A 24,580-nucleotide genomic window follows, 5' to 3' on the forward strand; every position below is an offset into this window, starting at 1 on the left:
AATTTAAATTGGCTGTTGTAAAGTGTTTTCTATCGAAGTTTCAAGTTTTCTGCTGTTATCACTGTAATTGCAATAGCATCACCGAGATTATCGTCTTCGCTTACCATCATTACAATATGGGCATCAAATCCCGACTTTTCTTGTATAAAGTCGTTGATAAAGCCAACTTCAGCAATGCTTATTTCGGTGTAATAAGATGACATAAATAAATAGATATTCTTATGGAGATTCACTAAAAGTGGTAAAAGTGCCAATTCAATTGCTTTTGTAGCTCTATCATTTCCTGAAGCAATGGAAAAACCAATAAAAACAGTTTCTAGGGTTTCCTTGTTGTCATTTGATACAAGTATTTCATTGTTGTTTGCGAATCTTGTCTGTAAGAGAGATTTATGCATGTTAAAAAAATCTTCTTCGAAATTACCTTCGAGATTGATTTCTAGAGTCATTGAAGCGGAAAAATAATTGCTGGTCTGCTTGTTGTTTGTGTTCATCTTGTTATTTTAAAACACAAAGAACGTTAGGTAGTGCGCCAAAGTACGACGGGCTAATTTTTATATTTTTAGAAGAAGGATTTCTACATTACAATTTTGCACATTTTAATTTTAAATAAAATCCTCTAAAAAATAAGGCCAGTTACTTATTTGGAATTTCAGTATTCGATTTTTTTGCGGATTATCTATTTTAATGCTCTGAATTTTGTCACAGGTGATTTTCAAATTCGCTAGTTTTTTATTTACTTTTATTCTTTTGGTTTGAGTAAGATAGAGGTCACATACAAGTAAATGCTTATTAAGAACAAGCTCTCGGACTGGAGTTTCGGAGATACGTAATTCTTGTAAACCATCATTCAGATTAATTGTTGCTATTGAAGTCTCTCTTAATTCTAATGATTTTAGATTCTCATTTAAAATTATGTGATCTAAATCTTGCATCGAAAAACAAGCGGATTCAATATTTTTGCTTAGCACAATTGATTGTATCCCATTAGGTAAACATATTTCTTCTAAATAAAAATCACCATCATTACCGTAAGATCCATCAGACAGAAATAGTCTGGTAGACTGTTGCTCTTTAAACTTGGAAAGGGCATTATTATCTTCAAAAATATGATTCTTGGTTCTAGATAAATATATTTCGTTTAACTGGTTATGAAACGTGATCTGATTAGTTAGTTTTGGGTTTTGAGATTGTACCTCACAAAGAGTATTGTGCTCTTGTATTAATTTTTCGATCTCATTAAAATCGAGAACATGTAGCCGTGAGCTTTGAATAATTTTCCATTCAGTGGCCGAGAATTGCTCTTGCTTTGCGGTGCTATTCAAGTCTAATGTCAAAGTATAACTTTTAGGACAATAACCCATTCTGGCCAGTTCTAAATCGTTTAATTTTTCATCATCTTCAAAGGTGAAATCTTTAACACCTAGATTTAATTTTTCTAGATTATTAATTATTTTGGATTTGAAAAACACACGGATTTCTAATTGATTGGTGTTTGTTGATTTATAAAAGAGAACATTACATCCAAAGTAAATTTCTTTATCTGATTGCTGAATCTCATAACTTTTGTTGTTAGAGAACTTAAAAACGGTTTCCATATTTTGATTTTCATCAAAAATAACTGCGGATCATGACAAAGGACGTCGTTCTAAATAAATGATTTTAATTCATTTTAAAGTTCCAAAATAATTGGAGCATTTACCAACTGATAATTGATGTTTACCGAAGAAGCATTGACAAAAATAGTTTTGTCTTTTTCAACCATTCCGTAGCCTTCGTGTATGTGACCAAAAACGTGTAGTTTGGGCTTGATTTGATTTACTTTTTTGAACAACATTTCGCATCCCGCATTATAATTGGAAGCAGTTCGGTCTAAAATGCCAAAAGGTGGTCCATGAGTGATTAGTATATCGGTTTCTTTAGGAATTAGTTTCCAATGCTTATTGATTTCTGCACCTTTTTGGCGATTGAAAGCCCAATCCAAAAAAGTGGGCTGAACGGGTGATCCCCAAATTTTCAGCCCCTCAATTTCTACTCCTGAATCGTTCAGATAATGAATGTTTTTCGGAATTATTTTATCAATATACGTTTTCTCCTGTTTTTCAAAAAACCAATCGTGGTTTCCCGCTATGAAAATTTTATGTTTGTACGGCTGCTCTCCAAACCATTTCAAAAAAGCTAAAACTTCTCCCTCCGTTCCATGACCGCACAAATCACCTGCGTGAATGAGCATATCGCCCCCTTGCAATTGTAATTGGTAGTGACGGAAGTGGGTGTCGGAGATTAGGGTAATTTGCATTATTTATTTTTCAAGTGATTTTTTTAAATCTATAATTCTTAATGCTAATTCTTTATATATTTTTTTATTATCATTATTATTTAAAAAATAATTTTCTTTATTTATACCGACTTTATAATCTTTATATGTATTGAGATTATTTATTTTTGGCAAGGGGTTCTGTTGGGGTGATATTATTAGTAAATCTTATTTATAAATTCAACTGCTATCTCAATTCTATCTTTTTTTAAAGAATCTTTTAATAGAAATTTTTTATCTTTTGAGATCAAATTAAATTCTGAAATAATAGTTTCATCAATATTTTCGGCGATATCATCTATAATCCACCCATCATTTGAGCAAGTCATTGTAGATCCATTTTTTAGTATCAAAGGTGAATTTCCAGAATATTGTTGTTTACAATTATCCTCATCACATATTTGTTTATTATTTATTCTTTTACAAACAGTTAAGACGAAAGGATTTATATGATGTGCCACTAGAGGGTTTGAACCGTCAGTGCCCAATATTCTAATTTCAAAATCAGAAGGCCAAGCATAATAATTTAGGCCAGAAGTAAAATTATTATATTTTAAAAAATAATATTTCCAAGAACGGTTTTGCTCATTTTCTAAAAGCCAATTACTTACAATTTCCTCTAATTTTTCTTTAGGTGATGACTTTATACTTGCATTATATTTCAACAATAAAGTTTCAACAGCATTAGAAACATCTACATCATCTGTAGTTAAAACCCTTTTCCAATTATTGGTTTTTCCAAAATACCACATTTCACCCATTTTACAATTTTTGGTATAAATACCTTTAAAACCGCACGCGATCAGTGCCTGAATTTTAAGAGTATCAGTAATATTTTTATTCCATATATTATTAATCGTTTTGATATAATCTTCAAGTTCAGAAATATTTTCGTTTAATTTTAGCAAATGAATTAATCCTTCAAATTGATATATGTTTTCTAAGGAATTAATTTCATTCCTTCTTGTAGGATAATCAATAATCATTTGTACTTTATTTTGTTCGTTTTTAAGGGTCGTATCAGTTATAAAAGTTCCTTTAACCTGAGTGGTATCTAATAATGTTTGATATACATTTGATGTTGCTAACCTTTCAAAAAGAATCCAGTAAGACCCGAATCTATTGATACGAACATCTGTATTATATTTGGTATCATTTTTTTGCCTAGCATACTGCAAAAAATTTCTTACTAATCGTAAATACTTCTTCAATTCTACACCTACAAATTTTTGATCGTGTTTTATTAAATAATTTAACAAACAATAGAATATTATTTGATTATTATTGTCATTTTTATCACCATCTAATATACAATGTTCTAATAGATTTACTTTGCCTGAAGAATTCCAAAAAAGTAATACACCGTCATTCTCTTCATTTTTAAAAATTGATTCGAAAAAATCTTGATTTAAAGTTCTGTTTACTTTAAAATTATTACTAGAAATTTCATAAAGTTTGTCTAAGGAATTGAATAAAAACAAAATATTTGCTTCGACCTTAAAAACTTCTTTGTATTTGTCAAACTTATAGTCCTCTTGTTTGGCATTGATGTTATCTTTAAAGTAGCACATCTGAGCAATGAAAGTGAAATATTTGAGAAATAGGGAATCTATTACCGTTTTGTTTTCTCTAAAGGCCCACAATAAATCAGTCCATTCTTTTTCTATTTTGTATGAGAAATAACCCGCATATGAAATTTCTCCTTTTATCGGATGTTTTAATTTATTATATTTGAATTCATTCTCAATGAATTGAATAAAACTAGCTTTAAAGTTTTCAAATGATGTTAACTGCTTTCCTCTTGCATTCATCTTGATATAAAGCTCATCAGTTAATTCAAATCCCTTTTTACCTAAATCAAGAATTTGGAAGGAAATTATATTACTATTATTTGTTAACTTTTCCCAAATATTGCCGTCACAACTTTTAAATTTTTCATGAATAGCTTGCAACATGATTAGCATTGCTTTAATTGTTGGGTCTTTTAACCAAGAACTCCTGAACCAATATTTATTAGTTATTTCCTCAGTTAAATTATTCTCAATAGAAGTAAGCGGAATTTGAATTTCTTCGTCAAGAAGTGCTGCACAAAACTCACGAGAACTTATCCTAGTATCATAAATGAATTTTTTTAAAATAATTCTATCCGAAATATTTATATTTTCTTTTAAAGATAAATACCAATGGAGCAGAAACAACGTGGTAAGTCTTTGTTGGCCATCTATTGGGTAGAAAGTATCATTATTTACTCTACCATAAATAAAATCTAAATCTAAAGCGTTGGTTTCTTTACCTGTTAAATGCTTATGCAATGATTTTAAAAAACCATTTCTTTTTCTTTTTTCCTCCTTGCGTCCTTGAGCATAATCTCGTTGAATTATTGGGATGCATATTTTTTTGTCTGAAATTAAATTCCAAAATGTCATAGTATTTTCCATCTTTATTATTTTAATTCGATAAACTGTTTGTAAACATTCTCTATTTTAGTAAAATATGATTTCCTGTCTTCATTACTCCAAAAAATCATTTCATTTGGACTTTGTGAATAATATTTAGAGAAAACTCTTTGCGTAAAAATGGGGATGTATCTTCCAAACTTATTTTGTTTTAAAATTTCCCGTTTAATATCAAAAAATGAATTATTAAGGGAACTATTAGTGTCTTTATCAACGAGTGCTAGATTATAAAGTGTATCTACTTCGGAATCTTTTATATCGGATATTTCAGAATAAAGTTCAATAACGTCAGAATAAACAATTTTAAATGTTTTTGGATCAAAGTGTTTTATTAATTCATCGATCGTAAAAATTAGATTCTCAATTTTTATTTTTTGATCAGGATTGTTTGAAGTTAAATGTCTTAGAGAAACTGTATGTGACTTTAACCATGTTATACATCTACTTTCTTCTGTATCTATACTTTCAGGATTTTGAGGATGAATATGTTCCAAACTAGTTATCTTATCTATTTTGAAAAGATGAAAAGGAAATCTCGAATTTTCTTTATTTTGTTTAACTAGAACATCAATATTTAATAAAAGAAGTATTCTAATTAACTCTTTATTATCCTTACCATACGTTAATTCTGAAAGTGATTTTATTTCAATTGAATTTTTCTTTTTCTTTTTTATTTCAATTAGTTCACCTATATCTTTTTTAACCGAATGGATGAAGGCCGTTTTTGATAGTTTTCTTGATATTAATTTTTTAATTATACTTTCATTATTCCCAGAACTCATTGCTAGCAAATAACCAATGTAATGATATTGAGCGTGATTATTATACCATTCAAAGACGATATTATATTTTTCTTTAACTTCTTTCCAAATATCATTTATAGGTTTAATAATTTCTTCATTTGAATCAATTATTTTATCATATTCATCCCTTTTTTTATTTAAATATCGATCAAAAACTAAATATTCATAATTTTTAGGTTTACCATCAATTTCATCATAACTAATAAGAGACATATCTACATTCCATTCATCAGCTAAAATTTTAAAAATAAATTCAATTTTAGAAGAAGGACTATACGAAGTTTCATTTAAAAAATACCAAAATTTATCGTCTTGTAAATTAGCCTCAATCGCATCCCATTCAGAAGCAATTTCGAAAAGGCGCTGTGTAGTATACCGATTTTCATCATCTGGATAGCAATCATTTTGCAATAGCAGTGCTTTTATCAACTCTGCATCAGTCAATGGAATTTTCCCATCATTTAATCTTGTAAATAAATCAATAGAACTATCGTTATTATCATCAATACTATTATCTTCAGCTTCATACCAAATAATAGAAACATTATATTCTTTATCAAGTATTCGCTTTAAAAAATCTAATCTTATTGTAGGTTTATCTTTGAACCATTCAGCAACATAGCTATATGCTTTTGAAATATGATAAAAATCTACATTACTTTCGTCGATATTATCAACAAATTTTCTATTATTAAAAAAATCAATACAATCTTCTCTTGTTTCAAAATCAATAGAATAAATCTCTTTATTTCCATCATAAAATTGACGTATATCCTCTAAATAAGAAAGAATAATAAAAAGAGTTGTTAATCTTTGCTGACCGTCAATTAACTCCCATCCTGTCTTCCTTTTAACTACTCCATTGTCAATACTTTCCCATTCTTTTGATTTTACAACAATTGGTTGAAGACAGTAAAACTTACTAACTTTATTATCTTTATTTATTGATGATACTCTATTATGATATTGCAAAATATCATTAAGTAAATCTGTGATTTCTTGTTTGCCCCAACGGTATCCTCTTTGATACCTTGGAATGAAAAAATGATATCCAATTAATTCACTTAATGGTCTTATTCTAAGTTTATCTTCCATATTATTATTTTTTATATTTTCATATTTTAAACTGATTTCGGACAAAAGTTAATTTCCAACACCATCCAAATATATAGCTATTATAAAAACCACTTTATAATTATCAAGTGCTTGTTATAGTCACTATCAGTCTTGTTGTTAGTATTAAATTTAATTAAAAAATGAGAGATTTATATGTCTTCATTACCATGCTGATAGAAAAACACCAGAAATCTAGATCAAAATTTTTCGTTAGTTAACTACGATGAGTACCACAAACAGTGAATTCATCAGGTTTTTCATGATTTTTGTGAAATAAATTCCTTGCAAGCCCTCATATCACATAGCTCATTATGACCTAATCTCGCCTCAAATTTTTCGTACAAGTTAACTAATTTTGTCTTGTGAATATTATAAGTAAAAACAAATATTATAATTTGCTACTGCTAATCCATAATGCTCTAAGGCCTTGCTTAATACAGTAAAATCGATACGCTATATTGAACCAAAAAAAAGAAGGCCTTAGAAGTTACAATTTGTTATTCTATGCTTTCAACGTGAGCTTTACTTGATCCATATTAATCATAAATATTAATTTCACTCTTTGTATTGCACCTAATTTAAATCACGCTTCCAAAAACCTTTTGATATTCTCGAAGTCCTATTTCGCTAATAGGAATTTTCGAAATATCTTCAAAACCTTCATTTTTATCAAGAATTCCCGAAACTGCTTCTATCGTTTTAATTATTATTTCATCCATTTTTGAAAGAGATGCCTTTGTACTTATATTCCCGTATTTCCCCCTTACTTTATTATTATCCAAGAGAAGAAAATCATCAACTTGATGCTTCAAGTTTTGAATACTATCAAAAGCAAATTGATTTCGTTTTTCTCCTTCAAAGGTGAAAGGTGTGATTACAAAAGCCGCAGTAAAAATCCCTTTTTGTCGAATTATTTCAGCTATGGGGGGAAGAGCCAAAGTTGCAGTTTCTCCACCATAACCGGCAATCAGAAATACAATTTTGGTGCTTTTGGTAACGACTTCTTCTATTTCGGTTTTAACTGCTTCGTAGCTGATTTTAGTGCCAGCATCGGTAGCCAGGCTAGTAGCTGAAGCTATTTCTAACCGAATTTTGATAGGTAGGTTACTACTTTTTAATGCCTGCAGATTGGTATCAAAAGCAACACAATTAACTCCCTTTATATTTTGTTCGTAAATAGCAATTACAATATTGCAGCCACAGCCTCCAATGCCTATTACTGTAATGGGACTATTATTATATATGGTACCATTCAAATTTGATTTTACGTCAGTAGCACTTTTCATTTGTTGCTTTTAAGTTTGATATTAATAAAATAGGGGAGTTGGTATATATTTTAGATTGTATAAAGTTGTTTTTCCGTTTTCCACTCATGCGAATCCTCTTGGGAAAGACCTGAAGTAAAACGGACACTTTTCCGTAACTGATGTCAACGAATGATTCCAATTATTGATATAATTTTGTCATTTCTGCAATCTTGTTCTTTACTTTTATTTGTAAAGAGATAGGTGTGATAACTTTTACTTCTGCACCCAGTTTTAGAATCTCCATAATTATGTCATGGGTAGGATGCATAAAAATGGATAACAAAACGTGTTCTTCATTTTCTTCCAGGATATGTTGGGAATCGTGTAGGGGAAAGCTTTTTGCGTAGTTGCCTTGTACTTTGGTGAATTCTAATACAATTTTTGTGGCAGGTTCATAGGTCTCAACTCCAAAAGCGTCTTTAAATTCTTTTTCGACATTATAAGGAATGGGTTTAAAAGTGGAATCTGTAATAGTTAAATTTGAAATTCGATCCATTCCAAAAGTTTTAATTACGTCATCTTTTATATCAAGAGCAACCAAATACCAGCGTTGCTGTGACTCTTTGATGGCAATAGGCTTTACGATACGCTGGGTTTTGAAGTCTTCCCAATGTTTTTGGTGGTTAAATTTTAAAATAAAATTGTTTTGGATGGCGTGGATGATGCCATGAATATGCTCTGTTCCTAACGATTTTCGTTTTTCTAGGAATACGCTTGGTGATAATTTGTCACCTTCTTGCAAAGCATGATGAATAGAAAAAGCATCAATCATACGCGTTACCGATTGGTCTTCGATTTCGTCTTCGTCAATAAAATAGGTTTTATCTTTTCGATCGTACTGAATTACAATTCCGAAAAGTGACTCTATGTCTTTTTTGTCCCGCTCAAAAGTTCTGATAGCGTACTCAAAATCAGTATCAACTTCGTCTTTTTGGAGTTTGTCAATCACATATTTTTGTAAAGCGGCAAAGCTCGAAGGACGACTCCTTAAACGGTCTACAACATACAAATACCTTTTGAAATAGATTAATTTTGACATCTTAGTGGGATTAATTTTGTCAAAGATAAATCTTTAGTCTGCCATAGGATGACAGTGTAGTAAAAATTAAATACTATTTTACTTCCATTTAATTCCGCAACCAATACTCGGTCTTTGGTTAGGGTTCATAGTACGATTGTACAAAACGCTGTCTATCGCACCTCGCAGGTCAGATCCACTTACCGGAATTCCGTTTCCAGGTCGGCTGTCGTCCAGTTGTCCGCGATATACTAATTTGTCTTGTTGGTCAAATAAATAGAAATCGGGAGTACAGGCAGCTTGATAGGCTTTGGCAACTTCTTGGGTTGCATCATATAGGTATGGGAATTCAAAATTATTTTCAAAAGCATATTCGGTCATTAGTGCAGGACTATCTTCCGGAAAATGGATCACATCATTGCTAGAGATTGCCACCAAGCCAAGACCTTGCACCCTGTAATCATTGGCAATCATAATGATTTCGTCAATGACATGGTGTACAAAAGGGCAGTGGTTGCAAATGAACATAACTAGGGTTCCTTTTTCACCTTTAACATCGCTGAAATTGAAATGGTTGGTTTCGGTAGTTCTATCATTTAAGTAAAAATCAGGAGCTTTGGTTCCTAGTGCAAGCATGTTAGATTCTGTTCGAGCCATAATGATATGTTTTTAGATTTTAAAGTTATAAAAAAAGCCTTGCTTTATGGGACTAAAAAAGTAATTTTAAATTTAAAAGTAGAAATGATGATAAATTGACAAGATTTCGAAAAAGTAGACATGCGTGTGGGAACCATTATAGGTGTAAATGATTTTCCCGAAGCTAGAAACCCCGCCTTTCAATTGCAAATAGATTTTGGAGTTGAAATCGGCATTTTAAAATCGTCAGCGCAAATTACCAAGCGGTATGCAAAAGAAGAGTTAATGGGGCGCCAAATTGTTGCCGTCATTAACTTTCCTAAAAAGCAAATAGGGAAATTCATGAGCGAATGTCTCGTTCTTGGTGCTATGGGTACAGATGGCGATGTGATTCTTTTGGCTCCAGATTTTAAAATCGAAAACGGACTGCGAATTGGGTAATTACAAGCTTTCGATAAAATACTTTAAATATTCTTGCCCTTCTTCCCAAAGTCCGAGGTTTGACGCACCATTGATATGCCCTTTTTCTCCAATGGATACAAAGGTGCTACCCCAATTTTTAGAAAATATCTCGGCTCTTTCAGTGCTGATGTAAGGATCGTTGGAACTGGTGATTACTAGGGATGGAAATGCCAATTTATTTAATGGAATTGGTGCAAAATGTCTAAGAATTTCTGGTGTATGCTCAGGAGAATCTACATCTGCTGGTGCGACTAGCAATGCGCCAATAATTTTGTGATGCTGAAATTGATTGGCCCAAAGTGTGATCAAAATAGCACCTAAACTGTGTCCAACCAGAATGGTGGGTTCTTGTATTTCTAGGATGGAACTATTTAATTTTTCTAACCATTTTTCTAGTTGTGGGTTCTCCCAATCCTCTTGGTTAATCATGATCGAGTTGGAGAATTTTTCATTCCAAAGGTTTTGCCAATGAGTATTTCCAGAACCTCCCAAGCCAGGAATTATAAGAAAATGTGGTTGCATAGTGTTTGGTGTTAAAAATTAAAATGGTTTTCGACAAAAATAAGAAATACTTTTTAGGATATTAAAGTTAAAAAAAAACGATTCCATAATCTAAGTCATTATTAAAACTAATATTTTAAATTTACAAAATGTAGTAATACTATTTTTGCAATTTTAAAGAATTAGAAATTGTTGAAAAGCGATATAAGATCTATTTGGGTTTTGCGTAAGGAATAGTAGTAAAAATCCTTTCGTGGGCTTTTTTTGCCCAAGAAAAAGAGTACTTCACATTACTTTTATCTTAATCGGATTTCAGTTAACTTCTTTTGAAACGAATAGGACGACCCAGAGTTTACGAAGGGTTATGTCCAAGATTTTATTTTGAAATTGTTTTTTGAGTATTACCTATCACTACTTATTTTTTAAATGTAAATTATATGAAGAATACTATTGCGGAACGTATTTATGATTTTCTAAAAGATTATCCACCCTTTAATTTGATTTCGAAAACGACCTTATTAGAAGTGGCACGAAATGTCGAAATTCAATATTTTGAAAAAGATACCATTATCTTCAATCAAGATGATGCTCCACATGAGCATTTTTATATTATTAATCAAGGTTCGGTGCGTTTGTACCGTTTTGTAAATAATGAGAAGAAAAATTTAGACATATGTGATGAAGGAGATTTGTTTGGACTTCGACCATTGATTATGAATGAACATTATTTAATGGGTGCTGCTGCCAATGAAGAAGTGATTCTTTATGGTATTCCGATTGGATTATTTCATACTATTATTGCCGAATCGCCAAAGGTAAGTCAGTTTTTGATTGCTAGTTTTGCAACGAATACCCGAGACCCCTATTCGGACAAACACAAAGGGAAGTTGTTTGCCAATGTATCTTCTGTTCAAAAATCAGACAGTAGCTTTGCAGAAGTTCAGTCGGCAAAGTACACCAAGAATCCTATAATGTGCACCGAAGAAATTACAATTAAGGAGGCTTGTCAAATTATGACAGCAGCCAAGGTAAACTCAATTATTGTGGCTATAGACAAAATTCCTATTGGGATTATAACCGACAAAGATATTAGGACAAAAATAGGTACAGGTTTGTTTTTGATAACTGAAAAAGTGAACAGTATAATGACTTCGCCTGTGGTTACTTTTCCGGAAAAAATTACAGTTGCCGAGGCGCAAATTGCCATTTTAAAACATAAGGTTTCTCATATTTGTATTACAAAAGATGGTACTCCAGAGACTGAAATTGTTGGAGTTCTTGGAGATCATGATTTGAATATTGTACAAGGGAACAATCCTATATTTTTGACTCGTGAAATTAAATATGCTACTGATGTTGAAACCCTACGTCACATAAGAGTGCAAGCGTCGGAATTGACCAGTCGCTATTTGGAACAAGAGATTCCGATTTATTTTATTACTAAAGTGATTTCTGAAATAAATACAGCAATTACCAAAAGAATTATTAAGTTGAGTATTACTGAAATGGGAGAAGAGCCTCCTGCAGCTTATGCATGGCTGGCTATGGGTAGTCAAGGTCGAAAAGAACAATTGTTGATTACCGATCAAGATAATGCATTAGTTTTTGAAAATGTTCCAGAAGAAGATTATGTACGCGTACAAGATTATTTTTTGAGATTATCGACAAAAGTGACTGAAAAGCTTAATACTGTTGGTTTTGAGTACTGTCCTGCTAATATTATGGCAAGCAATCCAAAATGGTGTATTTCTTTGAAAGAATGGAAGAAACAATTTAAGGATTGGGTAAACCATCCCACTTCTGAAAAGATTTTGTTGAGTATCATTTTCTTTGATTTCGAATATATTGCTGGGGACCAAGATTTGTACCATCAAATGTCAGATAGCGTTTTTCGTTATATTGCAGATAAGGAGATATTTCTAGGTTTTTTGAGTAAGGCAACTTTGAATAACCCTGCGCCACTTGGGTTTTTTAAACAATTTTTGGTAGAGCAAGATGGTGAGCATAAAGACCAATTCGATATAAAAAGTAGGGCAATTCGGCCTTTGGTTGATGCAGCACGTATTTTTTCATTACACCATAACCTGAAAATAAACAATACAATTGCACGTTATGAAAAGTTGATGGAAGTAGAACCTCAGAATCGAGATTTTTTTGAGTCATGTGCCAATGCTTTTAAAATTTTATTACAGTTTAGAACACTGCAAGGTTTGGCCAATCATGATGCCGGTAAATTTGTAGACATTAATAGCCTGAGTAAAGCAGATCGATTGAAATTGAAAAGTTGTTTTAAACCGATTAAGAATGTACATGAATCTTTGTCAAATCGCTTTAATATATCCCTAATCCCGTAATTTATGTTTTCATTTTTAAAAAAGAGTAAGTATCCCGATTTCTGGAAAAAGCATATTGAAACTGTACGGAATACAAAGAAGTATAATAGTTTTGAAGACATTCGTTTTGTGGTTTTGGATACCGAAACTACAGGCTTTGATTATGAAAAAGATCGCATTCTTTGTATAGGTGCGGTGGCTATTAAAAATAATAAAATTCAAGTTGCAGACTCTTTTGAAGTATATATAAAGCAGGATGTTTTTAATAAAGATACAGTCAAAATCCACGGTATTCGCCGAGATGGTACCGAAGTAAAAGTTAGTGAAGAGGAGGCTCTCATTCAGTTTTTGGATTATTTGGACGATGCCATTATAGTAGCACATCACACCAAATTTGACATCACAATGATCAACAAAGCATTGCGTAGAATAGGAGGAGGTACCATCAGATCAAAACAGCTAGACACTAATTTTATTCATAAAAAAATGGCGCCTGGTGATAATTTCCAAAAAATGTTTTCTTTGGATGAATTATGCGAAATATACAATGTCAAAAAACAGGACCGTCATACCGCCTTGGGAGATGCTTTGATTACGGCGTATCTCTTTTTGAAACTTACCTATAAATATAAAAAAAATAACGTACTTGATATTGACGGTTTGGTCAAGACAAATTATAAATTGTATTCTTAGTTTTTTATAATAGTTCAGAATATTTTTTTACGATATGTAATATTTGGAACCTAGAGAAGTGGAGCAAAGAAATCACTCAAAAGCCTTTGATCTTATTTTGTTTTACTTCTCTTTAACCATTTGTAGATTTCGATCCATAAAACAGAAATACTGCTAACTTCGATACAAATTGAAATGTGGCTCCAATCTAAAGGTACTACTTTGAAAAAAGTAGCTACAACTGGAGTATAAATGATAATTGCAAGTAGGATTATTGTCAAGCCATTCATGAAGATCATCATGTTATTTTTATTTTTCAAAGATGTTAAAACAGAATAGTAAAAGGAGCGATTGACGAGCGACAGCATACTATTTGATAAAACAAGAGTAGTAAAAACTAGGGTTCTTGTCAAATTTTCATTTCCACCGTTTTGCACACTTATTTGATATACGGTCAAAACACCTATTGTAATTACAAGTCCTTGGATGACGCTCAATCCCATCTCTTTTAAGGATAAAAAAGTACTGCTGATTTGCCTTGGAGGTTGCGTCATGCTATTTTTCTCTACGGGTTCATTTTCATATACTATGGAACACATAGGTCCCATAATCATTTCGAGGAAAATTACGTGAACAGGAGTGAAAATATCGGGATAAATCCACCCCAAGAATAAAGGTAGTGAGACGGTGAGAATAATAGGGATATGGATTGAAACTATGTATTGTACTGCTTTTTTTATATTGGTATAGATGCGACGTCCGGCAGTAACAGCTACAATCATTTTGGACAAATCATCATCTATCAAAATCATATCTGCAGCACTTTTTGCAATTTCGGTACCCTTTTTTCCCATTGCTATTCCGATGTGGGCCGATTTTAAAGCAGGTCCATCATTAACACCATCACCAATCATGGCAACAATTTGATTGTCTTTTTTGAGAGCATTGATTACGGTCAACTTTGCTTCGGGAAACATGCGAGTAAATAGTACATTTTCATGAATGGCAGTGATAAGTTGAAGGTCGGCGAGTTTCATAATCGCTTCGCCTTCGATGATTTGGGAGGTATTGGCAATTCCTGCACTATTAGCTATGCTTTGTGTGGTAGGACTGTTATCACCTGTGATAACTTTTACTTGAATTCCTGCTTCGTAAAATTGTTTGAAAACCGCTTGGATATTGGCCTTTGGAGGATCAAAAAAGGCAACCAATCCAATAAAATTAAAAGGCAATTCTTGTTGGTTATCTGGGAAGTTCAAAGAGTCAAAGTGTGATTGTGCAACACCTAATACACGATAGCCCTCTAATGCCAATTTGGTAATGGTTGTCTGGATTTTTGTTTTGTCACTTGCAGTTAGGTTGCTTACTTTTAAGATGGTTTCTGCTGCTCCTTTTGCTGCAATTATGTGTTCTCCTTGTGCATTGGCAAATACATGAGTCATCATAGGTGGTTTGCCGTCTAGTGGATATTCATGGATGATATTAAATTCTCTGCGGTTATCAGTTGTTGCGGTATTTTCATAAACCTTGTGTAGCGTTTTTTCCATGGGATCAAAAGGTACGGGTTCGCTTGCCCACATCGCAATTTCGATTACTTTTTTGGCTTCCGGAATATTCCAGTTTCCCTTACCGTATAATTGATTAGTCGCAAAGACGTAAACGGAATGTAAGACCATTTTGTTCTCAGTGATGGTTCCTGTTTTATCGGTACAGATCACGGTGGCGCTGCCTAGAGTTTCTACCGTTCTAATTTTCTTGATAATAATTCCTTCTTTCATCAATCTCCAGGACCCCAATGCCATAAAAGTAGTGAAGGCTACTGGGATTTCTTCTGGTAAAATAGACATGGCTAGCGTGAGTCCTTTAAGTAAACTATTTAGAATAGCATGCGTTTTATAGAAATAAACACCCCAAACCAATAAAAAAATAATAATCCCGATGATTGCCATTCCTTTTACAAAACTTTCAATTTGAATTTGTAATGGTGTAGGTTCGTCTTTTGCATCTAAAAGAGCCGTTCCTAATTGTCCCATTTTGGTATGATTTCCAACCGCAGTCACTCGAAAAATCGCCAAACCAGTTGCTACTAATGTTCCGCTGAAAACATTTTTGTTTTCGGACTTATCCGATTTATATACGCTATAGGCTTCACCAGTTAGGTTGGACTCATTTACCGAAAAATCATTGCTATGTACAATTTTACCATCGGCATTGATGGTTGTTCCTTCTTCGGCTATAACCAAATCGTTGATAACAATATCTTTGGTCGGAATTTTTAAGGAGAGTCCGTTGCGGTACACGGTACTGAGAGGTTCTGTTAGTTTTTCTAAAGCTTCAATTGCTTTTCGACTGCGATTATCTTGAAAAAAAGATATGCTAGAAACAGCAATAATGGCAGCCAACATAAAATAGGCTTCACTGTTTTCGCCCAAAACAAAATAAATAACTGTCACGGCAATTAGCAACAGCAACATTGGTTCTTTTAATATATCAATAATAGCACTCCACCATTTGTATTGAGATGTATGCACTTGCTCGTTTGCCCCAAATTCTTTTCGAGAATGAAGTACTTCGGCATCAGTAAGTCCGATGATATTTTGAGGAATATTAATTTCTTTTGCCATCTTTACCAAGGAATTGTATTACTCAAATATACCTATTTATTGGCGGTTGAGTTGTGTTGCAATGGGAGCTGTTTGAAATTGATATTCAGACTAGATATAAATAAAAAATTAGGTATGGAAATAATGGTGATACAGATCTAATGAAAAATTATGATTTTTTAAAAAGTATGAGCAATATAAAAGCCTATCAGACTTTCAAAATATATTTCTTTTTCTTGCAATAAAGATTAGTGGAATTCAAAAAAATAACAGAATGGATTATTTCCATTAGTACAATTCTTCTCCTGTTTTCAATCAAAATAAATCTGTGATTTTTTTTTAAATAGCGACAATTAATACCAATTAGTACCATTGTTGTCCAACCTTTATCCAAAATAAATAGTAGTTTTATGTTTTAGCTTGATGAACCACCATTTGTGGGAACGGAATTTCAATACCTTCTTTGTCGAAAGCAATTTTCAATCTCTTTCTCAATTCTCCCGTGACTTCCCACTGTTTGCTGCCAGTGGTTTCTCCTAGTATTTTAACAATAATGGCAGAATCTGCAAAATCATTAACACGCAAAAATTGTGGTGCTTTGAGTATGTGCTCCTTTAATACAGGATCATTAGCGAGATCATTACCCACGCGATTGATTACTTCAATAAGGTGGTCTAGATCGGTACTGTATCCTACACCCATGTCTAAGTTAACTCTTGAGAAATCTTTAGACAGGTTCGAAACAGTTTTTATTTCTCCATGCGGAATGTGATGCACGGTTCCGTCCATATCCCTCAAAGTTGTTTTCCGTAAACTAATCTCTTCTACAGCTCCACTTAACGTATCAAATTTCACAACATCACCTATTCGATACTGGTTTTCTAGAATTATAAAAAGGCCCGTAATAACATCTCTAATGAGGTATTGTCCCCCAAAACCAAAAGCCAAACCTACAATTCCTGCAGCAGCAATAATAGGAGCGATTTCAATACCAAACTCACTCAATATCATCAAGGTACTGATAGTGATAATTCCAATTTTGGAAGTGGTGGTGAAAATCTGGATTAAAGTGGCTTCTCTTTTTAGTTCTGCTTCCTTAGATTGGTGTTTTTCTGGTCGCACTGCAATACGCACTGCTTTGGCTATAAAGCGCACCAGAAGTTTGTGAATAATAATAGCAAAAATTGTGATAAATAGTACTTTCACCCCGCTAGACATTCCCCAAGCAATTATCTTTTCAGCGTATAAATCAGTGTATTTTTGAATGATTTTTAATAGATGATCTGTATTCATACTGTATTTTTTTAATAGAAATTTTTTAATTTATTGCAATTTAAAAGTTTTTAGTTGCGTTCGCCAATTCCTGATGTTGTTATTATGTTAAAATAGGATAAAAGTAAAAAGTCCAAAAACGATGGTGTTTTTGGACTTTCTTTTGTATGGAAGGGAAAAAGACTAAATATCGTCAAATTCTATATCAGTGAAACTAGATACATGTGGTATAGCTTCTGGGCTTACAGCAACTCTTTCGGTTGTATATTCTTTTTTAAAATCTTTTTGGTGTCTTTCAGATATTACTTCTTCACCTTTGTGGTTCAAGACATACGAAGTCATTTCTTCAAGAATTTCAGAGAAGGCTGTAAAGTCCTCTTTATACAAGTATATTTTATGTTTTTTGAAGTGAAACGAACCATCTTCTTCAGTAAACTTTTTACTTTCGGTAATTGTTATGTAGTAGTCATCAGCTTTGGTTGCTCTCACATCAAAGAAATAAGTCCTTCTTCCTGCACGTAAAACTTTAGAAAAAATTTCTTCTTTTTCTAATATATCATTTTCTCTCATAATCACTTCGAACAATTTATGGTTATTAAATCGTAATCAAAAATCATAAAAAAATAGTTATTAAACAACAATTACAGCAATTCTTTTTCCGAAAGTTGCTTTAAATATAGCGATGCATAATAACCTTCTTCATTTATCAACTGGTTATGAGATCCTTGTTGTATTATTTTACCTTCGTCAAGAATGATGATTCGATCTGCATTTTTGGCAGATGAGATTCTATGGCTTACAATTATGGTTGTTTTGTCTTTGCACACCTCAAAAAGATTATTCAAAATAGCTTCCTCTGTTTCGGTATCAACTGCTGATAAACAGTCATCAAAAAGTAAAATAGGTGGGTTTTTTATAATCGCTCTCGCAATAGAAACACGCTGTTTTTGTCCACCCGAAAGTGTAATTCCGCGTTCACCCAAAACAGTTTCATATTGGTTCTTGAATCCCATAATGTTTTTGTGTACCACAGCATTTTTGGCAGCCGTCATTACCTCGTCATCAGTTGCATTTTCTTTTCCAAACTTGATGTTGTTTTTAATCGAATCCGAGAATAGAAAAGCATCTTGAGGAACTATACCAATGCTATTACGTAAGTCAAACAAATTCAAAGTGCTAATTTCTTTTCCGTCAACTTTAATTGTACCAGACGTCACATCATAAATACGCGAAATCAAGGATAGAATTGTAGATTTTCCAGAACCTGTATTCCCAAGAATAGCTAGTGTTTCCCCTCTTTTTATTGTGAAGCTTATGTTTTTTAGCGCCATAATATTTGTATCCTCATACCTATAGCTCACATTGTCAAATACGATCGTACCTTCAACAGTTGAATGTCCTGGATTTGTATTGGTAATTTCAGGCTCAATTTTCAAAAATTCATTTAATCTTTTTTGTGAAGCTTCTGCCTCTTGCACCATTGACGACACCCATCCCAATGAAGCTACTGGCCAAGTCAACATATTTACATACAAGATGAATTCTGCAATAGTACCAATACTTTTAATCGTTCCTTCAATATACATCAATCCACCAAAATAGATTACCACCAAGTTACTTATCCCGATCAAAGCCAACATCAACGGGCCAAATAGAGATTGTACTCGTGCCAAATCCAAGCTTTTACTTTTACTTTCATGGGCCAAATCCACCATGTTATTTTGGTGTTGATTTTCTAACGAGTACGCTTTAATGACACGTATTCCCGAGAAAATCTCTTGTGAAAAACTTGATACTTTGGATAAATATTGTTGAAAAGTAGTACTTCGTTTATTAATCTCAGAGCTTAGCTTAAAGATAGCATAGGATAGCAAAGGTAGTGGTAGTAGTGTGTACAGAGTAAGTCTAGGCGATACATTATACATATACAAAATCACGATTGTAAACCTAATAATAGTATTGATAGTGTACATCACTGCAGGGCCAACATACATGCGCACCTTGGAAACATCCTCACTAATACGGTTCATCAAATCACCCGTTCTATTCTTTTTATAAAAGTTTTGAGATAAATTTTCATATTGCTTAAAAACCTCATTTTTCAAGTCAAATTCTATATGACGAGACATCACAATCAATGTCTGACGCATCAAAAAGGTCAAAAAACCTGCGATGATGGTTGTACCAATAATCAATAAGATGTTGTTAATGAGTTCAGCCTGAATCACATCGCTAGAAATCGATTGGTTCCTAGAGAATTTTTCTATAGAATCAAACGATTGACTAATTAATTTGGGCGTGAAGAGCATGAAAATCTGAGCGATAATGGTAAATAAAATACCCAACATAAAGCGGTATTTGTATTTGGCAAAATATTTATTAAGATAACCTAATTCTTTCATGAGTGAGCAAATGCTAGAGGGTTTTGGTATTCAAACTGGTTATTGATAAGGCCAATTCAATTAGCAAAGATAAAATATTAAAGACAATTATTTGTTAAACTAAAGTTGTATTCCAGAGTACATTTTGATTTGTAAATATTTCTTTGGGCGTGCCAGCAATACCAAAAGGGGCTTATTTCACTTTGTCAATATTCAGCCCCTTTCGGTATTGCCGTCGGGCTTTCGGCGCTACTTCGGTAGCTTGCCTCAATCCCTCACGTAAAATGGAGTTGAGAGATATAATTTGTTTCAAAAGTTTATTTAGTGGAATTATTTGTAAGAATAAATTAGGTGTTATTTGAGTTAATAATAGCTTATAAGAATTGATGTGAATCAAGTGTTGGGATTTTGCTTTTGCACCCTTATGCACTATATAGTGGTAGAAATTCTATTTGAAATAAATTAGCGTGTCGTAGGTACGCAACAAAATCATTCAAATTACGAACCTACGGCATGCTATATGGGTTTCAATTTATTTCTTCTACCAATTTTTAGTACCTAATATTTGAAACATGATGGCTCCAACTTGTAGAGAACCTTTAATGCAAGTATTTAGCTGTATCCACAAAGCAGTGCAAGCACAATTATGGAAAGTTGTAATCATTAAAACGGTTACAACTTTTTTTTGTTACAAATGAAATAATGTTAAACGAAAATCTGTTTTATCTGCGTCCTGATCTAAATCCAAGGAAGTGTTCTATTTTAAGTTTGAATTATCATTCTATTTCGGTAATTTTAGTTTCTGAAAATAAAAGACTCATGAAAAATAAATTGGAACCAATCATAGAAGCTTCAGAACTGCTAGCTATACAAAATAGTAGCAACCTTGTAATTATAGCCGTTACTACAGGCCCCAATGCCAAAGAGCTGTACCAAGAAAAACACTTAGACAATGCTCTTTTTCTAGACTTAAACACACAATTGTCCAACATAAAAACAGATTTTGCTCAAGGAGGCCGTCATCCGTTACCCGAAATAGTAGATTTTGCCCATTTGCTCGGCACTATTGGTATTACTTCCAATTCGCATGTGGTGGTTTATGATGATAAAAACGGAGCTAATGCTGCCGCACGTTTGTGGTGGATGCTCAAAGCAATTGGACATGAGAACGTTCAAGTATTGAATGGCGGCATACAAGCGGCTGAGAAAATAGGTTTTCCAATCAATAGTTCTACTGTAATTCCTAAAACGGCAGAAAACTACCCCGCCAAAAACTGGCAATTGGGTTTAGTTGCTATCGACGAAGTGGCAAAGAACTCAGAAAACGAAGATTATTTGGTCATCGATGTACGAGAGGCATATCGTTATAGAGGGGAAAGTGAACCCATAGATTTGGTTGCAGGACATATTCCTGGATCCGTAAATGTGCCGTTAACCACCAATTTAGATAACGATGGTTTATTTTTGTCTCCATCAATCCTCAAAGAAAAATACCAAGAAGTAGTAGGGAAAAGAAAACTAGAAAATACAATTGTTCATTGTGGTTCGGGCGTTACTGCTTGCCACACACTACTAGCTATGGATTACGCTGGTCTCGAAATCCCTAAATTGTATGTAGGATCCTGGAGCGAATGGTCTCGTAACGATAAAAATATCGCTACAGAATTGTAAAGGGATATTTGGTTTATTTTAAGAGCGCTATGGAAATGAGTATTTTGTCTAAAAAATAATAATGGAATTTTAGGGTAGCAAAATGCTTTACCATAAAATTCATATTGACTTTTTATTTGGGCTATAATAACTCTTTCAATCCTTAATTGTATTGTACTGTTCAGTATGCTTTGCTTATTGTTTAATAAAAAACACAAATATCGTCCAGTTCTTTTCTTTTTAGATCTGGAACCCAGCATTCGTCTGCGGGATAGCCCACCGGAATCAGCATAAATGGCTTTTCGTTTTCTGGACGTTTTAATGTTTTGGTCAAGAAGTTCATTGGACTTGGAGTATGTGTCAAACCAACTAGTCCAGCGTTGTGTATGGCAGCTAATAAAAAACCTGTGGCTAGACCCACACTTTCTTGTACATAATAATTGTTCCTATTTTTTCCTTCTTCGCCAAATTCATACGTACGTCTAAAAACAATAATTAAATAAGGAGCGATCTCCAGAAACGGCTTTTCCCAACCTGTTCCCAACGGTTTTAAATCTTCTAACCAACTGTCAGACATTCTAGATTCGTAACTGTGTCGTTCCTCTTCTTCGGCTGCAATACGGATTTGTTTTTTGATTTCTGGATTTTCAACTACGCAAAACGTCCAAGGTTGTTTGTGTGCTCCCGAAGGAGCTGTTGAAGCGGTTTTAATTAAATTTTCGATAATTTCGCGTGGTATCGGTCGGTCAGAAAAAGCCCGTACTGATCGCCTTTTCTCCATTTTTTTATAAAAAAGAATCGATCTCTCTAGTGTATCTTTTTCTTCTAGTTGAGGTGCGTTGTATTTAATATACGGATGATTATCAATGATTTTATGTTCGCTCATTTTTTTTGAATTCAAGTTTTTTTTAAATTGGATAGCAGTATTTGGATTTTGGAGGTAGACCTTTTTTAATTGATTTTTTTGAATCTAGTTATTGTTATTTTAAGGCCTATTATCAAATATAGAAAAAATATAGGTATTTTATGGAAGAATACAAATCTAAAATAGTGATTTGTATACCAAAATTATTTGGGAAATGAATAATGTTGTGATGTATTAAAGGCAAACTTCCTTGTTGAGGGAATCTATAGTTTTTTGATAATTTTCATCTTTAAAGTGCTTACTGTAATGCTTAATTAAATCTACAAAATTGGGTTGCTTAGCCCTGATCGCAGTAAGTATCCTTTTTTGTTTTGGAGAGGAACGAACCAAAATAAAAAAGATACTGCGTAGAGCAGGAGGGATGCTGTTGGAAAACCGACTGTTGTGCTCCTCTTAATCCTAATGCTCTTGGTGATTTTGGTACTTTTTTTATATTAAAATTTTATTTTAAAAAAGGAATAACTACTTTTGCAGTCTAATTAATAAAAGTTCTTACAAGGTGGTAAACAGAAGGCACATTCGCGTCAAAGTAATGCAATCGATTTATGCGATGCATCAAAATGGTTCTGATAATTTCGAGAAAGAAGAGAAATTTCTTTTTTTTAGTATAGACAGTATTCAGGATTTATATCTTACCATGGTTTCCTCATTATCGGAAATTTGTAAAAAAGAGTCTGAGTTTTTGCACAAGTCAAGTTTAAAACATTTGGCAACTCCTGCAGAACGCAATCCCAACAATAAATTTATTAACAATGCTGTTTTTCAAATCTTGGCCGAAAACAATTCGCTAAGCATTGGTATGGAGACACGCAAAATTGATTCTTGGTATTTGAACGGAGATTATATCATGTTGTTGTTGAATGCTGTGAAAGCAAGTCAGTATTACATTGATTATATGAGCAACCCAAATCAATCTTTTGAGGAAGATAAGCAATTAATTTTTGATTTGTTTGTAAATGTAATTGCTCCAAATGAAAAGTTATACGAGCATTTGGAAGATGATAAATTAACATGGATTGATGATATCCCGTTGGTGAATACTTTGATCAGTAAACAATTGAAAGGTTTACAGCCTATCGAAGACGATAACTTTAGAGTGCCAAAAGTATATAAAGATACGGAAGATAAGGATTTTGCTAAGGACCTGTTTAGAAAAACAGTCTTGAACGAAAAAGAATTGGCGAAACAGTTTGCAGATAAAACGCCAAACTGGGACAGTGACCGTATTGCTGAATTGGATACGATTATCTTGAAAATGGCAATTTGTGAGTTTATGAAATTTCCATCAATTCCTGTAAAAGTTACTTTGAATGAGTACTTGGAATTGGCCAAAGAATATTCTACGCCAAAAAGTAGTTTGTTTATCAATGGTATTCTTGACAACTTAGTGAAAGAAATGACGACGAATAAAACGTTATTGAAAACCGGTCGCGGTTTAATGTAATTTATATAAATTTTTAAATAAAATAAAATCATGTTCGAACAAGTAAACAAATTTGCTCCCTTTTTATTGATGTTTGTAGTAATCTATTTCTTTATGATTAGACCACAACAAAAGAAAGCAAAACAAGAAAAAGCCTTTGAAAGTACTTTGAAAGTGGGAGATAGAATCATTACAAAAAGTGGTCTTCACGGAAAAGTATCCGAACTTGCTGAAACTACAGTTGTAGTTGAAACTATGTCAGGAAAATTGAAAATGGAGCGTTCTGCTATTTCTATGGAAATGAGTGCATCATTAGCAAAAAAATAATTTATTACATTCATTAAAGAAAAAGATTCATTCAAACTAATTGTTTGTAATTGAATCTTTTTTTTTAAAATAAGAACTACTTTATTTCTTTTATAAAATAGCCCTTTCTTATTTTAATATAAATAAAAATTCCCCAAACAGTAATTACTGTTTGGGGAATTTTACATTATAATGGTTTTATATTTTTAGAACTTAGTAATTGTTCTGTAATAATATACCGTTTGATAAAGTAATCTCAGAGTATGGAAGAGGCATCAATTCATGTTTTCCTGTTATAAAACCAAGTGGGCCCATAATAGCTGTAGCTCTATTTGTTCTTATTAGGTCATGGTATCTAAAACCTTCACCAGCCAACTCTACTCTTCTTTCATGATAAATAGC

20 protein-coding genes and 1 pseudogene are annotated in these 24,580 nt (G+C 32.8%); 6 read left to right on the forward strand and 15 right to left on the reverse strand.

Translation table 11 applies throughout. The features are described from left to right. Positions 1-29: 29 nt before the first annotated feature. The 8 genes from M2326_RS10280 to M2326_RS10315 form a co-directional block, all read right to left on the reverse strand. Positions 30-491 (reverse strand): FtsZ/tubulin family protein, encoded by a 462-nt coding sequence (locus tag M2326_RS10280; RefSeq protein ID WP_264619477.1) that lies wholly within the window; start codon positions 489-491, stop codon positions 30-32. 111 nt (positions 492-602) lie between these two features. Continuing rightward, positions 603-1,595 carry a hypothetical protein gene (locus M2326_RS10285; RefSeq protein ID WP_264619478.1) on the reverse strand — a complete coding sequence of 331 codons (993 nt, stop codon included), beginning with the start codon at positions 1,593-1,595 and terminating at the stop codon, positions 603-605. A 74-nt stretch (positions 1,596-1,669) separates the two neighbouring features. Next, positions 1,670-2,296: a metallophosphatase domain-containing protein gene (locus tag M2326_RS10290; protein ID WP_264619479.1), complete on the reverse strand. Its 627-nt coding sequence runs from the start codon at positions 2,294-2,296 to the stop codon at positions 1,670-1,672. 176 nt (positions 2,297-2,472) lie between these two features. Further along, positions 2,473-4,752, reverse strand: a complete 2,280-nt coding sequence (locus M2326_RS10295; RefSeq protein WP_264619480.1) for a DUF262 domain-containing protein — start codon at positions 4,750-4,752, stop codon at positions 2,473-2,475. A 5-nt stretch (positions 4,753-4,757) separates the two neighbouring features. Continuing rightward, positions 4,758-6,668, reverse strand: coding sequence for a DUF262 domain-containing protein (locus M2326_RS10300; protein WP_264619481.1), 1,911 nt, complete (start codon positions 6,666-6,668; stop codon positions 4,758-4,760). Positions 6,669-7,267: 599 nt separating this feature from the next. After that, positions 7,268-7,975 carry an FtsZ/tubulin family protein gene (locus M2326_RS10305; RefSeq protein ID WP_264619482.1) on the reverse strand — a complete coding sequence of 236 codons (708 nt, stop codon included), beginning with the start codon at positions 7,973-7,975 and terminating at the stop codon, positions 7,268-7,270. A gap of 160 nt (positions 7,976-8,135) precedes the next feature. Then, complete coding sequence (locus M2326_RS10310) at positions 8,136-9,035, reverse strand: helix-turn-helix transcriptional regulator (RefSeq protein ID WP_264619483.1); 900 nt, start codon at positions 9,033-9,035, stop codon at positions 8,136-8,138. 78 nt (positions 9,036-9,113) lie between these two features. Then, entirely contained in the window at positions 9,114-9,671 is a 558-nt protein-coding gene (locus tag M2326_RS10315) for a thioredoxin family protein (protein WP_264619484.1), read from the reverse strand. 102 nt (positions 9,672-9,773) lie between these two features. On the opposite strand from M2326_RS10315, the pseudogene M2326_RS10320 reads away from it, so the two are divergent. Beyond that, positions 9,774-10,091 (forward strand): annotated as a pseudogene (locus M2326_RS10320) (tRNA-binding protein); the annotation flags it as partial. On the opposite strand, the gene M2326_RS10325 reads toward M2326_RS10320, so the two are convergent. Then, complete coding sequence (locus tag M2326_RS10325; protein ID WP_264619485.1) at positions 10,092-10,634, reverse strand: RBBP9/YdeN family alpha/beta hydrolase; 543 nt, start codon at positions 10,632-10,634, stop codon at positions 10,092-10,094. A 416-nt stretch (positions 10,635-11,050) separates the two neighbouring features. Here M2326_RS10325 and M2326_RS10330 point away from each other — a divergent pair, with 416 nt between their 5' ends. Both M2326_RS10330 and M2326_RS10335 read left to right on the forward strand, forming a co-directional pair. Then, the gene (locus tag M2326_RS10330) at positions 11,051-12,967 is read left to right on the forward strand and encodes a DUF294 nucleotidyltransferase-like domain-containing protein (RefSeq protein ID WP_264619486.1); all 1,917 of its coding nucleotides are present in this window, start codon (positions 11,051-11,053) and stop codon (positions 12,965-12,967) included. A 3-nt stretch (positions 12,968-12,970) separates the two neighbouring features. Next, complete coding sequence (locus M2326_RS10335; protein ID WP_264619487.1) at positions 12,971-13,639, forward strand: 3'-5' exonuclease; 669 nt, start codon at positions 12,971-12,973, stop codon at positions 13,637-13,639. 92 nt (positions 13,640-13,731) lie between these two features. Here M2326_RS10335 and M2326_RS10340 read toward each other — a convergent pair whose 3' ends face one another. The 4 genes from M2326_RS10340 to M2326_RS10355 form a co-directional block, all read right to left on the reverse strand. Continuing rightward, positions 13,732-16,242, reverse strand: coding sequence for a cation-translocating P-type ATPase (locus tag M2326_RS10340; RefSeq protein WP_264619488.1), 2,511 nt, complete (start codon positions 16,240-16,242; stop codon positions 13,732-13,734). Between the two features lie 387 nt (positions 16,243-16,629). After that, on the reverse strand, positions 16,630-17,514 hold the full coding sequence (locus tag M2326_RS10345; protein WP_264619489.1) for a mechanosensitive ion channel family protein: 885 nt from the start codon (positions 17,512-17,514) through the stop codon (positions 16,630-16,632). A gap of 162 nt (positions 17,515-17,676) precedes the next feature. Continuing rightward, on the reverse strand, positions 17,677-18,063 hold the full coding sequence (locus M2326_RS10350) for a PUR family DNA/RNA-binding protein (RefSeq protein ID WP_264619497.1): 387 nt from the start codon (positions 18,061-18,063) through the stop codon (positions 17,677-17,679). A gap of 71 nt (positions 18,064-18,134) precedes the next feature. Then, positions 18,135-19,895: an ABC transporter ATP-binding protein gene (locus M2326_RS10355; RefSeq protein ID WP_264619490.1), complete on the reverse strand. Its 1,761-nt coding sequence runs from the start codon at positions 19,893-19,895 to the stop codon at positions 18,135-18,137. A 798-nt stretch (positions 19,896-20,693) separates the two neighbouring features. Between M2326_RS10355 and M2326_RS10360 the strand changes: the two genes are divergently transcribed. After that, complete coding sequence (locus M2326_RS10360; protein ID WP_264619491.1) at positions 20,694-21,545, forward strand: sulfurtransferase; 852 nt, start codon at positions 20,694-20,696, stop codon at positions 21,543-21,545. A gap of 181 nt (positions 21,546-21,726) precedes the next feature. Here M2326_RS10360 and M2326_RS10365 read toward each other — a convergent pair whose 3' ends face one another. Continuing rightward, a complete protein-coding gene (locus M2326_RS10365) occupies positions 21,727-22,410 on the reverse strand; it encodes a nitroreductase family protein (protein WP_264619492.1) in 684 nt (227 codons plus the stop codon). Positions 22,411-22,981: 571 nt separating this feature from the next. On the opposite strand from M2326_RS10365, the gene nusB reads away from it, so the two are divergent. Together nusB and yajC are read left to right on the forward strand one after the other, a co-directional pair. Beyond that, positions 22,982-23,893, forward strand: a complete 912-nt coding sequence (gene nusB / locus M2326_RS10370; protein WP_264619493.1) for a transcription antitermination factor NusB — start codon at positions 22,982-22,984, stop codon at positions 23,891-23,893. A gap of 30 nt (positions 23,894-23,923) precedes the next feature. Beyond that, on the forward strand, positions 23,924-24,199 hold the full coding sequence (gene yajC / locus M2326_RS10375) for a preprotein translocase subunit YajC (RefSeq protein ID WP_264619494.1): 276 nt from the start codon (positions 23,924-23,926) through the stop codon (positions 24,197-24,199). Positions 24,200-24,391: 192 nt separating this feature from the next. Here the strand turns inward: yajC and M2326_RS10380 are convergent. Beyond that, positions 24,392-24,580, reverse strand: a 189-nt coding sequence (locus tag M2326_RS10380) for a RagB/SusD family nutrient uptake outer membrane protein (protein ID WP_264619495.1), incomplete at its 5' end; no start/stop codon positions are given.

It is taken from the genome of Flavobacterium psychraerolatum, assembly GCF_025960985.1.
In the GTDB taxonomy this organism is placed as follows: domain Bacteria; phylum Bacteroidota; class Bacteroidia; order Flavobacteriales; family Flavobacteriaceae; genus Flavobacterium.

Coding starts and splice junctions, on each gene's coding strand:
- M2326_RS10345 (WP_264619489.1), bottom strand. CDS start 17,514: ATGAATACAGATCATCTATTAAAAATCATTCAAAAATACACTGATTTA.
- M2326_RS10335 (WP_264619487.1), top strand. CDS start 12,971: ATGTTTTCATTTTTAAAAAAGAGTAAGTATCCCGATTTCTGGAAAAAG.
- M2326_RS10350 (WP_264619497.1), bottom strand. CDS start 18,063: ATGAGAGAAAATGATATATTAGAAAAAGAAGAAATTTTTTCTAAAGTT.
- M2326_RS10285 (WP_264619478.1), bottom strand. CDS start 1,595: ATGGAAACCGTTTTTAAGTTCTCTAACAACAAAAGTTATGAGATTCAG.
- M2326_RS10305 (WP_264619482.1), bottom strand. CDS start 7,975: ATGAAAAGTGCTACTGACGTAAAATCAAATTTGAATGGTACCATATAT.
- M2326_RS10325 (WP_264619485.1), bottom strand. CDS start 10,634: ATGCAACCACATTTTCTTATAATTCCTGGCTTGGGAGGTTCTGGAAAT.
- M2326_RS10300 (WP_264619481.1), bottom strand. CDS start 6,668: ATGGAAGATAAACTTAGAATAAGACCATTAAGTGAATTAATTGGATAT.
- nusB (WP_264619493.1), top strand. CDS start 22,982: ATGCAATCGATTTATGCGATGCATCAAAATGGTTCTGATAATTTCGAG.
- yajC (WP_264619494.1), top strand. CDS start 23,924: ATGTTCGAACAAGTAAACAAATTTGCTCCCTTTTTATTGATGTTTGTA.
- M2326_RS10340 (WP_264619488.1), bottom strand. CDS start 16,242: ATGGCAAAAGAAATTAATATTCCTCAAAATATCATCGGACTTACTGAT.
- M2326_RS10360 (WP_264619491.1), top strand. CDS start 20,694: ATGAAAAATAAATTGGAACCAATCATAGAAGCTTCAGAACTGCTAGCT.
- M2326_RS10295 (WP_264619480.1), bottom strand. CDS start 4,752: ATGGAAAATACTATGACATTTTGGAATTTAATTTCAGACAAAAAAATA.
- M2326_RS10280 (WP_264619477.1), bottom strand. CDS start 491: ATGAACACAAACAACAAGCAGACCAGCAATTATTTTTCCGCTTCAATG.
- M2326_RS10290 (WP_264619479.1), bottom strand. CDS start 2,296: ATGCAAATTACCCTAATCTCCGACACCCACTTCCGTCACTACCAATTA.
- M2326_RS10355 (WP_264619490.1), bottom strand. CDS start 19,895: ATGAAAGAATTAGGTTATCTTAATAAATATTTTGCCAAATACAAATAC.
- M2326_RS10365 (WP_264619492.1), bottom strand. CDS start 22,410: ATGAGCGAACATAAAATCATTGATAATCATCCGTATATTAAATACAAC.
- M2326_RS10315 (WP_264619484.1), bottom strand. CDS start 9,671: ATGGCTCGAACAGAATCTAACATGCTTGCACTAGGAACCAAAGCTCCT.
- M2326_RS10310 (WP_264619483.1), bottom strand. CDS start 9,035: ATGTCAAAATTAATCTATTTCAAAAGGTATTTGTATGTTGTAGACCGT.
- M2326_RS10330 (WP_264619486.1), top strand. CDS start 11,051: ATGAAGAATACTATTGCGGAACGTATTTATGATTTTCTAAAAGATTAT.